Origin of the sequence: Woronichinia naegeliana WA131 (genome assembly GCA_025370055.1) — a bacterium.
GTDB classification, from domain to species: domain Bacteria; phylum Cyanobacteriota; class Cyanobacteriia; order Cyanobacteriales; family Microcystaceae; genus Woronichinia; species Woronichinia naegeliana.
On sequence record CP073041.1, the window covers coordinates 4,828,039 to 4,840,576 of the forward strand.

14 protein-coding genes are annotated in these 12,538 nt (G+C 43.2%); 8 read left to right on the forward strand and 6 right to left on the reverse strand.

The window, feature by feature from the left end:
* Positions 1 to 14 precede the first annotated feature (14 nt).
* The 3 genes from KA717_24160 to KA717_24170 all read left to right on the forward strand — a co-directional run bounded on the left by KA717_24160 (position 15) and on the right by KA717_24170 (position 2,892).
* Positions 15 to 1,072 (forward strand): ISKra4 family transposase gene (locus KA717_24160; GenBank protein UXE64769.1). Its coding sequence is split into 2 segments (ribosomal slippage): positions 15 to 171 and positions 171 to 1,072, totalling 1,059 coding nucleotides; the frame shifts between segments, so codons are not numbered across the junction.
* A 432-nt stretch (positions 1,073 to 1,504) separates the two neighbouring features.
* Positions 1,505 to 1,699, forward strand: coding sequence for a transposase (locus tag KA717_24165; GenBank protein UXE59034.1), 195 nt, complete (start codon positions 1,505 to 1,507; stop codon positions 1,697 to 1,699).
* Between the two features lie 17 nt (positions 1,700 to 1,716).
* Positions 1,717 to 2,892: an IS4 family transposase gene (locus KA717_24170; GenBank protein UXE59035.1), complete on the forward strand. Its 1,176-nt coding sequence runs from the start codon at positions 1,717 to 1,719 to the stop codon at positions 2,890 to 2,892.
* Here KA717_24170 and KA717_24175 read toward each other — a convergent pair.
* The 3 genes from KA717_24175 to KA717_24185 all read right to left on the reverse strand — a co-directional run bounded on the left by KA717_24175 (position 2,889) and on the right by KA717_24185 (position 6,844).
* Positions 2,889 to 4,877: an AarF/ABC1/UbiB kinase family protein gene (locus KA717_24175; GenBank protein ID UXE59036.1), complete on the reverse strand. Its 1,989-nt coding sequence runs from the start codon at positions 4,875 to 4,877 to the stop codon at positions 2,889 to 2,891. The two genes, KA717_24170 and KA717_24175, sit on opposite strands and share 4 nt — an antisense overlap.
* A 155-nt stretch (positions 4,878 to 5,032) precedes the next feature.
* Positions 5,033 to 6,286, reverse strand: coding sequence for a competence/damage-inducible protein A (locus tag KA717_24180; GenBank protein ID UXE59037.1), 1,254 nt, complete (start codon positions 6,284 to 6,286; stop codon positions 5,033 to 5,035).
* Positions 6,287 to 6,526: 240 nt separating this feature from the next.
* On the reverse strand, positions 6,527 to 6,844 hold the full coding sequence (locus KA717_24185) for a transposase (GenBank protein ID UXE59038.1): 318 nt from the start codon (positions 6,842 to 6,844) through the stop codon (positions 6,527 to 6,529).
* A 121-nt stretch (positions 6,845 to 6,965) separates the two neighbouring features.
* Between KA717_24185 and KA717_24190 the strand changes: the two genes are divergently transcribed.
* On the forward strand, positions 6,966 to 7,166 hold the full coding sequence (locus KA717_24190; protein UXE59039.1) for a helix-turn-helix domain containing protein: 201 nt from the start codon (positions 6,966 to 6,968) through the stop codon (positions 7,164 to 7,166).
* Here the strand turns inward: KA717_24190 and KA717_24195 are convergent.
* Both KA717_24195 and KA717_24200 read right to left on the reverse strand, forming a co-directional pair.
* A complete protein-coding gene (locus tag KA717_24195; GenBank protein ID UXE59040.1) occupies positions 7,143 to 7,748 on the reverse strand; it encodes a hypothetical protein in 606 nt (201 codons plus the stop codon). The genes KA717_24190 and KA717_24195 overlap by 24 nt on opposite strands.
* A gap of 66 nt (positions 7,749 to 7,814) precedes the next feature.
* Positions 7,815 to 8,507: a hypothetical protein gene (locus KA717_24200; GenBank protein UXE59041.1), complete on the reverse strand. Its 693-nt coding sequence runs from the start codon at positions 8,505 to 8,507 to the stop codon at positions 7,815 to 7,817.
* 143 nt (positions 8,508 to 8,650) lie between these two features.
* On the opposite strand from KA717_24200, the gene rpsO reads away from it, so the two are divergent.
* From rpsO to KA717_24220, 4 genes are all read left to right on the forward strand, one after another.
* On the forward strand, positions 8,651 to 8,920 hold the full coding sequence (rpsO, locus tag KA717_24205; protein ID UXE59042.1) for a 30S ribosomal protein S15: 270 nt from the start codon (positions 8,651 to 8,653) through the stop codon (positions 8,918 to 8,920).
* 22 nt (positions 8,921 to 8,942) lie between these two features.
* Positions 8,943 to 9,419, forward strand: coding sequence for a PAM68 family protein (locus KA717_24210; GenBank protein UXE59043.1), 477 nt, complete (start codon positions 8,943 to 8,945; stop codon positions 9,417 to 9,419).
* Positions 9,420 to 9,498: 79 nt separating this feature from the next.
* Positions 9,499 to 10,560, forward strand: a complete 1,062-nt coding sequence (gene aroF, locus KA717_24215; protein UXE59044.1) for a 3-deoxy-7-phosphoheptulonate synthase — start codon at positions 9,499 to 9,501, stop codon at positions 10,558 to 10,560.
* 101 nt (positions 10,561 to 10,661) lie between these two features.
* Positions 10,662 to 11,090 (forward strand): hypothetical protein, encoded by a 429-nt coding sequence (locus KA717_24220; GenBank protein UXE59045.1) that lies wholly within the window; start codon positions 10,662 to 10,664, stop codon positions 11,088 to 11,090.
* A 190-nt stretch (positions 11,091 to 11,280) separates the two neighbouring features.
* On the opposite strand, the gene KA717_24225 is transcribed toward KA717_24220, so the two are convergent.
* Complete coding sequence (locus KA717_24225) at positions 11,281 to 12,471, reverse strand: tetratricopeptide repeat protein (protein UXE59046.1); 1,191 nt, start codon at positions 12,469 to 12,471, stop codon at positions 11,281 to 11,283.
* Positions 12,472 to 12,538: the final 67 nt, after the last annotated feature.

Genomic DNA, 12,538 nt, shown 5'->3' on the forward strand with positions numbered 1-12,538 from the left:
ATCTCATGTTATCAGTGTTATCAGAAAATGAAAAAAGGATTCAAGAGTTATGTCAAGAGTTGGGAGAATGTCTCTATCAACAATCTCAAGTTAAAACATTTAATAATTTGGGCGAAATAGAGGAGACTGTCAGAGACTTAATGATTCAGTATGTCAACCCAGAAATAGGTATTTTTTTGTCAAAACAAGTACCGAGGAAACCACAGGTCGGATACGAACAGTAAAAAGTATTTTGGGGGAATTGCCCATTACAGAAAAACAAGCGAAGAAATTAGAACTAAAGCCTCGAACTCAGATGAGTCCAATGTTAGAGAAGAACTGTTTGCTACTGAGTGGCGATGAGTCTTATGAAAAAGCAGCTAAGAAAATCCAATCATTGACGGGAATTGCTGTTTCTCACAGTACGCAACAACGCCTTGTACATCGCTATCATTTTGAAGAATTACCCTCTAACACAGAAGTCGAAGAAATTAGCATAGATGGTGGGAAGGTACGACTCAGAACTCCCAAGGGAGAACCCTTAATTTGGCGTGATTATAAAGGAGTCAGTTTTCATCAATTGGGGGTAGCTGCCTTTTTTCAAGATAACTCGGCTTTATTAGATTTGGTTAATTCTCAAATTTTGGCTAAGCCTTTAATTTGTTTGGGAGATGGACATGATGGTATCTGGAACTTATTTCGTGAGATAGGACAGAAACATGAGCGAATTGAAATTTTGGACTGGTATCACTTAATTGAAAACCTCTATAAAGTTGGGGGGTCATTCCAGCGAATTGAGGAGGTCAAGTCTTTTCTTTGGACGGGTGAAGTGGATGCCGCTATCTCCTGTTTTGAGGGATGGTCAGAGCCTCAAGCTGAGAATTTTATCATTTATTTAAACAAGCATAAACATCGGATTGTCAATTATGGTTATTTGCAGGCAGAGGGCATTTCCATTGGCTCTGGCTCTGTCGAATCTCAAGTTAAACAAATTGGTCATCGTCTTAAAATTACTGGTGCGAGTTGGAATTCTGACAATGTACCACAAGTCCTTCGTCATCGCTGTTCCTATTTAAATGATTACCTTTTTTGACTCTTTCATTTACCTCGTTAAGTATTTCTACTTATTGCAAAGGTGAGATGCTCCCAAAATATATCTTAGACTACCAATTTTTACTTATTCACAATTAAGGGCTTTTGCCAATGCGTAACTTCTAACAGAAAGAAATATTATGGCGGATTGAATATTTTAATCTGCAAACTAATGTTTATAGCGATTGTGTTCTGGGAATGCCCCTGGTAAGCTCGGTATCGGTTCAGGTACCTGACTTTTCCCGTTAAGTCCAAAATCCAGCAATGCAAACTTCTAGAGGCTTTATCTGGCAAGGGTTTGAGTAATGATTCTCTTGACAGGAAAAAAATATTCTGAAGCCATCATCCCGCTTATCGTTCAAATTTCAAAAACAAAGGATGAAGGGAGTATGAGACTGTAAAATGGAGAAAATCTTAAAGGGCAGGTCAAAAAATGTTGGAATGGTGGACAAAAAACTTTGCCAGTTGTGAATTGGGAGACGAGAGGCTAAACAATCGTGCCTTCTCGATTGGGAAAAAGTTAAGTGAGGGGTTTGGAAAAGCCTTATCAGAAGTGTTTAAGGGAGGAAACGAGTTAAAGAGGGCCTATGAATTTTTGGGAATCCGAAAACAGACTTTGTCAAGATAATAGAGCCGCACTGTGAAATGACAACTGCCGCCGTAGAAGAATATAAGATAATGCTATCAGTCGGAGATACGACCTTCTTAGATTATCGCAATATCAAGGAAAAAAGGGAAGGGTATGGGCCGACTGGAAAAGGAGGGAATGGATTAATACTGCATAGTGCTTTAGCAATTGAGCCAGAAAAAGGACAAGTATTAGGTTTATTATGGCAAAAACTGTGGAATAGGGAGGTAAAAGAAAAGCCCCCAACAGATGAAACGGCGAAGCAGAAAAAAGAAAGACAGAAAGAACAAAGAAAAGCAGCTCGTCAAAGACCATTTGAGGAAAAAGAATCCTACAAATGGGTAGAGGCTCTAAACACCTGTGAGAAACAGGTAGAAAGTTCAACGAGGGTAATTCATGTATTTGACAGAGAAGGAGATGTTTCAGAAGTCTTTGACTCAGTGCGTCAACTCAAGCATACAGGAGTGCTGGTCAGAGCGTCTCATAATCGTAGTTTAGACAAAAATAGTGAACGACTTTGGCAACATTTGGAATCAGAACCGATTCGTTTTCATCAAGAAATCGAGATTCCGAGTACAGGAAAAAGAAAAGCACGGAAGGTTAAGCTTGCCGTCCGATTTTGCTCAGTTAATCTACGAACTCCCTATCGTTTTGATAATCGTGACCCGTTGAATGTCTATGCTGTTTATGCGACAGAAATCGATTGTCCCGAAGGCGAAACTCCTTTATCTTGGATGCTTCTGACTACAGAAGTTGTTGAGACTATTGAGATGGCTGTCACTATTCTTCGTTGGTACACCTACCGATGGCGGGTTGAAGAATTTCATAAAGTCCTTAAGTCTGGTTGTCAGAGTGAGCGTTATCGACTTGCCTCTGATGGAATGAAAACTCTTTTGGGTTTTTTAAGTGTCATTGCTGTTGAACTTTTACACGTTACTTATCTTCATCGTACCCAGCCCGATGCTCTCGCGATTGAAATTCTTAATCCTCTTCAACTTCAGGTGTTAAAAGCAGCCGCCTCTCAAAAACTTCCCCCTATTTTGACTGTTGCTTGGGCTGTCGAGTCTGTTGCTTTTCTTGGTGGTTATCTTGAACATCGTCGTAAAACTCCTCTCGGTATCCAAGTCCTTTGGCGCGGTTGGTTGAAGTTGCATGACCTTTGCCAAGGCTGGCAGCTTGCAATCCGCACTTAACGGGAAAAGTCAGGTTCAGGTACTTGCCCCAATTCCAAGGCCCAGGTGCGAATTAAACGGGCGATCGCCTTTTGAAGAAGACCTTCCGCAATCTGTTTTCCCATCTGATGAGTGGTGGGATTAACCAATAATTGGCTGATGACGGGAACTAATTTCATCGGATCAAAACCTGGGGTTGTTTCTAGAATTTGCCAAATATTCTTTAAATGTTCAATTGTTTTGGGATTATCATCTATTTTAGGTGGCATCTTCGATAAGGTTTTGGGCTGAACGAAGCCCAGTTGCTCCTGAATAGTGAGAGTAAAATTAAACCAGCTATGACGACCAAAGGCATCAATGACATTGATCAACTCATTAACCAATTTCTCACGGATATATTGACCTCGTTCAGAAAACAGAAAATCTGTTCCTTGATTTAAGATCTGATCAAAATCGTAATCACTAGAAGTCCGCGCATTGCGTAATAAATTTTCCAATCGATTCCAACGAAAATTCCCATCTTTAAAGAGTAAATCCCGCAGTGAAGTCCGCAATTCCGGCGATTGATCGGTCAGTAAACGTTTGGCAATGTAGGGATAGGCTTTACTGAGCACTTTAAAATTGGGATCAATCCCGATCGCAATTCCTTCTAACGTCACCATTGAGCGAATAATGAGGGCATAGTAAGCTGGAACCCGAAAGGGAAATTCATACATCATGGCGGACATTTGATCGGTAATACTCTTAAAGTTTAATTCCGCTACACTCGCACCCAGAGCATTACCAAATACTTGGCTTAAAGCAGGCACAATCGGTCTTAAATCAGTATCGGGTTTTAAAAAATCTAATTTGACATAATCCTGGGCCAGTCCTTCAAAGTCACGGTTCACCAAATGCACCACTGCTTCAATTAAGCCATAGCGTTGATAGGGTTGGATCGTGCTCATCATGCCAAAGTCTAGATAAGCTAATCGGCCATCGCTCATTGCGAGCAGGTTGCCTGGATGGGGATCGGCATGGAAAAAGCCATGTTCGAGTAATTGCCGCAGGGAACATTGAACTCCCACTTCGACCAAATGGGTGGCATCAATCCCCTGGGCTTGAATAGCTCGAATATTGGTTAATTTAGTGCCTTCAATCCATTCCATCGTCAGGACTCGACGACCGGTATAAGCCCAGTAAATATGGGGAATGTAGATTTCCGGTAAATGTCCATAGAGTTCGGCAAATTTTTCGGCATTGCGTCCCTCCTGGATATAATTCATTTCTTCAAAAATACGGCTGGCTAGTTCATCGGTAATGGCCACCAGATCGGATCGCAGTCGTTTAATATTTTTCTTAGCCCAAAAGGAAAGCGATCGCATGATATAAATATCCAAGGTGATGCGCCGTACTAAATCAGGCCGTTGCACCTTAACCGCTACTTTTTCGCCTGTTTTTAACGTTCCTCGATAAACCTGTCCTAAAGAAGCTGCGGCGATCGGACTTTCTGACAGATCAGCATAAATTTCTGTGGCTGGCGCGCCTAACTCTTCCTCAATAAACTGATAGGCCATTTCATTGGGGAAAGAGGGCAATTGATCCTGAAGGGTTGTTAATTCTTCCAGATAGAGGGGAGGAACGAGATCGGGACGGGTGGAAAGAGCCTGTCCCACCTTGATATAGGTTGGCCCTAGATGGGTTAGCAGTTCCCGTAGTTGAATAGCACGTTTGCGAGAGGTTTTAGCATTTTTTTGCCAAAGGCCGTCCCACCACAGTCCAATGGCAAACCAGAGAAAGGGAAAGAGAATATTTAAAAGTCGTCCTAAAACCTGAAAAGGCCGTCGTCGATAAAATTCAGTAATAAGTTCGGGATGATATCGCCAGCTTTCTGGAAAACTATCGCTCACTGGGCCAATATCTTCTGTATGGCCTATGGGTACATGACTGGGTTGAACTTCAATAGTAAGAACTTCGATGAGATTTTCCTCTAGGCCAGAACTGGGTGGCAAGACGGCTTGGGGCATAGGTTCGCACTGACTAGGACTGACTTTGTAAACTATTGTAACAAGTCTGGGGAACGGCGATCGCTAATCAGCAGAATGGGCGACTGTTTTGGCTTAACCTTTTCGAGGGCAGAGATCACGGTTTTGGGGATGAGTCAGGGCGATCGCGGTAAAACTTAATCGCCTTGAATGAGTTGACGGCGCAATTGATCTAAGGCCGTACAGGCTCCCAGATATCGCACTGCTTCCCGTCCTCGGATCGCTCCAAAACGATGTTCTTGGCTGATGACTGTACCATCAGGAGTTGCAAGGCCGATATAAACCAAACCGACTGGTTTCTGCTCACTGCCACCACAGGGCCCCGCAATGCCGGTAATACTGATTCCCCAATCTGTTCCTAGCCGCGTTTTTACTCCCAGGGCCATCTGTTCCGCCACAAGACTGCTCACGGCTCCATATTGGGCCAAATCCTGGGGATTCACTCCTAAAAACGACACTTTAACCCGATTATCGTAGGCAATAATTCCACCCCAAAAGTAATCAGAACTACCCGCCACTTCTGTTAATATCGCCCCTAAACCTCCGCCCGTACAGGATTCTGCCACACTCACCGTTTGGCCTTTTTGTCGCAATTTTTCTCCCACTACGGAACCTAGCGTCTCGTCATCCTTGCCAAAATAATCTAGTCCGGCAATGGCTCGAATTTGCTCGGCAATAGGGGCGATCACGGCTAGAGCTTCCCCTTCAGAAGAGGCACGACTGGAAATCCTTAAGCGTACTTCACCCAGACCCGCATAGGGGGCAACGGTCGGATTTTGTAACTCAAAGAACGGAGCCACTTTTTCTGCCAGGGTTGATTCTCCAACGCCTCGAAAGCGCAGAACTTGACTATAAATGCTGGTCTGACCCCAACCCTGGGATTTGAGATAGGGAATGGCCGTCTCTTGCCACATCCGTTTCATTTCAGAGGGAACCCCTGGAAAGGTCAAAAGGGTTATCCCTGGCTGGGGTTGCCAGATTAAGCCTGGAGCCGTTCCGGTCGGATTGGCTAAAATGTCAGCCCCCTGGGGCAAAAGAGCCTGTTTACGGTTATTAGCAGCCATTGTCCGCCCAATTTTGCTAAATTTCTCGGTAATATCGGCAATAATTTCCGGTCTTTCTTGCAGGGGCGTTTTAAAAAAAGCGGCGATCGCTTCAGTGGTGAGATCATCGGTTGTCGGGCCCAGACCGCCAGTAAAAATCAGAATAGAAGCCCGTTGGAGAGCAGTTTCCATTACCTGATGAATGCGTTGAAGATTATCGCCCACAACGGTTTGATAGTAATGGGGAATCCCCAACTGCGCTAATTCCTGAGCCAAAAACTGTACATTACTATTGAGGATTTCGCCTAAAAGCAGTTCTGTTCCAACACAAATAATTTCGGCACTCATGGTCTAACCTCATACTCTAAATCGGCTTCTGGCTATTGTCACGGATTATAGTATTATTCTCGCTTGAATTCTCGCTGATTTTCAGATTAACCTCAAGTTCCTCGCCTCCGTCTAATCAATTTGACTGGTTTGTAACTTGACCCCTCAGCGATCTCGCGAACAAAGATTGAGTTATGCCACCGCAATCGCTGATACTGGGACATAACTAGTAGGCTTGGGCGGGAATAGAGCGACCGTTTATCATTGCTTTAATGCCTTGCCTTGATAAGTCCATTTGAAGGGTTTAGCCATAGTGCGATTAAAGTAATCAATGAAGTCAAGGATGCGAGTTTTGAGCTGTTCTCTGCTCATGAAATTGCCTCGTCTGAGTAACTTACTCATCAGCATACTGAACCACATCTCAATTTGATTGAGCCAAGAGCAATGCTTGGGGGTGAAGTGGAAGACAATTTTATGACTGGGCTCTCGCAAAAATTCAGAACGGCTTTGCATTGATTGGAGAATGCCTGATTTTCCTTTGATGCCCAAGTCGGTCTCAAGTCCTTCGACTTGCGCCACCCAAGCCTACTAGTAGTCTAAGGCGTAAGTTAAGATACTATTATTAGGCAACCGATAAAAAGATAAATATAGGTATATAGGAGAAAAAGTCATACCCCGATTAGCCCCCAAAGAGTTAAAGTTGGAAGCAAAAGAACGAGAACATCTAGAAAAACTGATAAATCGTCATACAACAGAGCAGCAAATTGCCTTAAGGGCAAAAATAGTGCTTCTGGCAGATGAGGGAGAAAATAATCGAGAAATTGCTAGAAAATTAAAAATCAGCCGAAAAATGGCCAGCAATTCTAAATTTGAAAAATCAGGAGGAATTAGTGGCGGGTAGAGGGTCAAATGGCTCAAGCATAAAATCAAGAAGGTGTTGCCAGCTATCAAAGACAAAATAGATAGTAAGAGTGCGTAAATGGGAAAAAAAGCATCTTCGAGCCCCTAAAAGTAGTCGGATACGTTGGTAGGACTCATCTAAAAGCTGTAAAACGGTGTGAAACAAGAAAGCCAGTAAATTTAAGGTGAGCAAAAAGGTAGCAAGATGGTGGTCACCATGTCCAAAATTGTGTTCTAGATGGTAGCCCTGAGTCTTAAGAGTATTATGGTTCTCATTTTCGGTTTTCCAACGAGAGCGAGCGACACTGACTAACTCAACAATGTTATCGGCTTGGGGAAAAAGGTCGGTAATCCAATCGTTGTGAAAGAGAACCTGACCGTCAGAACGGCGAGTAACAGTGACCTCAAACCAATGAGTATTGAGGGCGGCGGAACCATCTCTTAGGGGCAAGTGATAAGTCCAACGATAATGATAGTCATGCCAATCGCGACCATGACGACGACGCTCATGGAAAGAGTAAACTTCCCCAATCTTCTCGGCATAGTCCAAAAACTCATAGAGAGTAGGGTGAGATTCAGGCAAACGACAAAGAGATAGTGAAAGTGGTTTTGAAGAGCCTCTTCGCACATCGGTTGACGACTATAGAGGTCATCCCCCAATCATAGTAACGCTAAACGGGTCAAAGAATTCTCGATGTCTGTGGAGCCAACGTTTTGCCGCCGCTACCTCACAGTCCTGTTTCTCGTGACCATCTTGAGGAGTAATAAATTCAGGGTCAAGACTAATCACTGCTTTTTGCTGAGGTGAGACAATTACCGGTAAAATTGCCGAATGAAAGTAAGTCACTGTCCCGTTTTTATGGGTTCGATGGGAACATTGCTCACAGTGGATATTTTGGGAGGAGAAATACTCTGTGCCATCTAGCGGAATTAGTAATTGCTTGTCTAACACCTCATACCGAGTCAATATTCCTCTGGTCTTTAGTAGTTGATAAATGTCACTAAACACCACAAATAACGAATTGGCTTTGATTTTATCCAGGATATTGCGAATTTGATTGTCACTAGGTATTTTGATGGCACCGAATAGAGTTTGAAGATTATCCCTACCGTTGCGACTATGCAGTTGTCTTTGATGTTCTAGGAATGATTCACATTGCATTAGAAACAGGCTGAAACCACCTAGTACCGCATCTTTTAGGCTGTAGGTTGTATTTGGACTGGGTTGGCGAGGGTCTTTCATTTTCTCTATACTTGCTACCAAGTACGCTATCAGACCAGTCATACTGATTATTCCTTGCATCTTTTCTTCCTCTCTGGCTACCTTGTTGTCCTTTCCCATTATCCTTTTTTTCTACAACCCTTACCTCGCCTTAAATTTAGAATTGCTGGTTTTCGTCAACTTTTTCGATGAAACTTTAAAAGAGATGGTATAGTAAGAGGTTGCAGCTTTAAATTGATTTAGACAACTATTTTCTCTGAACTATGGCATTAACCCAAACCCGCAAACAAGAATTGATGACCGAGTATCAAGTGCATGAAACCGATACAGGTTCTTCAGATCTACAAGTCGCTTTTTTAACGGATCGGATTTCCCAACTGACGGGTCATCTGCAAGCGAATCCCAAGGATCATGCTTCCCGTCGTGGTCTCCTCAAGATGATTGGCCAACGCAGACGGCTTTTAGGCTATATCAACGCGAAAGAACCCGAACGGTATCAAGCTTTGATTAAACGCCTCGGTATCCGTCGTTAATCTCTATTTTTTACTGTCTGTTATGCCTGCTCCATCTTCCCGTAACCGCCTACCCTTTGAAGGCAAGTCCAAGAAAAAAAAAGTCGAAAAAAAATCCCCAATCGGATCTTCCGAACAAAACAGTCCCTTTGTTGCCAGTAAAACGAAACGGAAAGGACAGTCCGGTACTATCCCAGAGGTCGTCAGTCAACGGATGGTTAAGCGGATGGCCCTGTTTTCGGGGGTTCCAACGGGTTTAGGAATGTTTTCCTTTCTGGCTTTCTATTGGATTGTAAGTCATGATTGGCTAGAGATTCCCACCTACGTTGTTCTTGCCGTTAGTCTATTGCTATTTGGACTAGGGGTTTTGGGATTAAGTTATGGTGTCCTTTCTACCTCTTGGGAAGAAAATCAGCAGGGTAGTTGGTGGGGTTGGCAAGAATTTAGATTGAATTTTAGTCGAACTGTAACTGCTTGGCGTACTGCAAAATCAGAGAGCCAAACCACGAAAGAAAGTTAGTAAAATTAAGAAGATTCTGGATTCAGTCAACTTAGAAAAATTTCCTTATTCTATTCATTAATCATCGAGGCATTTTGTCATGATCGTCGTCATGAAGGTCGGGACTCCCGAACTAGAAATTGAGCGCATCAGTCTGGAGTTTATTGATCGCGGCTTAACACCGGAAAAAATTGTTGGTAAGCACAAAGTGGTAATCGGTCTAGTCGGCGAAACGGCGGGTCTAGATCGTCTGCAAATTCAAGAGGTCAGTCCCTGGATCGAAGATGTTTTGCGTGTTGAACAACCCTTTAAGCGGGCCAGTTTGGAGTTTCGTCATGGGGATTACAGTGAAGTCATTGTTCCCACCCCCAATGGCCCAGTGGCGATCGGCAAAAATCATCCTCTGACGGTTGTTGCTGGCCCCTGTTCGGTGGAAAACGAAGCCATGATCATCGAAACAGCTAAACGGGTTAAAGCGGCAGGTGCTCAATTCCTACGGGGGGGAGCTTACAAACCTCGGACTTCTCCCTATGCGTTCCAAGGTCATGGCGAAAGTGCTTTAGGATTGTTGGCCGCAGCCAAAGCAGCCAGTGGTCTGGGAATTATTACCGAGGTGATGGATACCTCTGATTTGGAAAAAATTGCTGAAGTGGCGGATGTGATCCAGGTCGGTGCACGCAATATGCAGAATTTTTCCATGCTTAAGAAAGTGGGTGCCCAGGATAAACCGGTGTTATTAAAACGGGGTATGGCCGCTACCATTGAAGAGTGGTTAATGGCAGCCGAGTATATTCTGGCAGCAGGAAATCCCAATGTGATTCTCTGTGAACGGGGCATTCGGACTTTTGATCAGAGATATACTCGTAATACACTAGATTTATCTGTCTTACCCGTTTTACGCAATTTAACGCACTTACCAATCATGATTGATCCTAGTCACGGTACCGGTAAATCGGATTATGTGCCGGCTATGGCCATGGCCGCGATCGCGGCGGGAGCAGATTCTTTGATGATAGAAGTTCACCCCAACCCAGCCAAAGCCTTATCGGATGGGCCCCAATCTTTAACCCCAGAACGTTTTGATGATGTGATGGAACAGCTATCAGTGATTGGTAAAGCCGTCGGACGTTGGCCCCAAAAAGTAGCAGTCGCTGTTGCTTAAAATTTAATCTCAATAGTTGAAGAAGGATAGAGTCAAACGATTCTGTCCTTTTTTCATGACATTGATCCTGATTTGGCCAAGCTCAATCTCGCTTTGAGTGATTGTTGATTCATTGTGTTGGTTTTTGGGAGTTTTTTGTCTTCTTTGGGAACGATAAACACGAAACTTATCTGTGTTTAGTTGCCATGAGGAAAAAAGCCAAGCGAGGGGATATTATCAAAGGGATTTTCCTTTACACAATCATTGATGCACTTGGTGCATTAGTGCTTTTTGGCTTGGGAGTTAAGTCTTTCCCGAATCCTATCCTACAGTCATCGGTAGAGGTGATTTCTCACTACAGTCTTAAGTATACTATCTATGCTTCTGAGCAGCAGTTTTATAATGCAACTAGTAATGTTGAGACTGAGTGGCACAACTGTGTAGATGCAGCCCAGAAAAAATGGCTCTCAGAAAATCCAGGCAAAGTAGTGTATTGGCCAAAAAAGGACTATCAACCGACATTCCGCAGGTTGCCGCCACCCATAGAGTAATTAATTTAAACTACTCTATTCATGGTGTATTAAAACAAATTAACGCCATATAGAAAGAGCATCTATTTGTATTTATGCGCTATCTGTAGCGTTTGCGGAATGTGGGAGCAAGATTATTGATGAATGATGAACATCTTGACGCAAAGGATTCTGGGATGGTAGAAGGGGAAAAATGGAGCCTTGTTAAGCTCTAAATCATGCCCATGTCCTGTAAAGATTGACGTAATTTCTCGGCTTCAGGAGAACTTTTTGACTCATAAAGACTAATTGCTTGCTTAAAGGCAGCCAAACTTTCCGGCAATAAACCGGCCTTAAAACAGGTCACTCCTAAATTTTGATAGGCTTCTGCATAGTGGGGATTTAAGGCGATCGCTTTTTGATAGGCTTTGATCGCTTCCGGTAAACGGTTACTGGCCTTTAAAACCATACCCAAATTATAGTAACCAACGGCTAGGGTTGGATCGATACTAATTACCGTTTCATAAATTTTTTTTGCCTTAGACAGATCTCCTAAACGTTGAAGAAGGCCACCTAAATTATTTAAAGCTCCCAATTTTAAGGGTAATAAAATCGGTTCATTAATGGCTTTTTGATAATGCTTAAGAGCTAATTCCCACTTTTGTTGACGATTATAGGCATTAGCCAGATGATAGTGCAATTCAAAACGGACAGGAGCCTGGGCTTTATTGACTTTTAAGCCCTGTTTTAATAATTTCATCCCCTCTTTTTCATTCTCTAGCTGTAAATATAAAGCTCCCAATTTGCTGCATAGATAGGGATCCTGGGGATTGGCCGCGATCGCCTTTTCGAGAAGCCTTTTAGCACGATTGGCCTTGTCTAAATTCTGGATCGCCTCGGCAGTATAACCGTGATGGATAATGGCAACGCCTGGTAAATCCACAATTTGCCACTGGGGTTCCTGTTTTAATAAAGCGAGAACACTGTCATCAATGGTTTCATGGTAGGGACGATTAAAGCGAATAGCAGGATGATGGCGAAATAACCGAGAAACAGCAGAGTAGGGAGACTGGGCCGCCCCAATTTCCTGACGCATTAAATTAATCACTAAATTTTTGTCATCGGCGATCGCTTGATTGACTAGCTCTGCCATTCTAGGATTAAACTGTTCATCTCCATCTAGCACCAAAACCCAATCTCCTGTCACCGATTGCAAAGCCTCATTTCTGGCTACCGAAAAATCTTCAGTCCATTTACCTTCAATCATCTTGGCTCCATAACTTTTGGTGATCGCCACGGTGTCATCCTGGGAACCCGTATCTAAGATCACCATTTCATCGACCAAAGACTTAACACTATCGAGACATTGGGGTAAATTCGCCGCTTCATTGTGGACGATCATGCAAAGGCTGAGGTTAGGCATCGGTTTAATCAAGAGTTGTTTAAAAAAGAATACAAGAGTTGATCTCACAAACCACAAAATCTTCCTA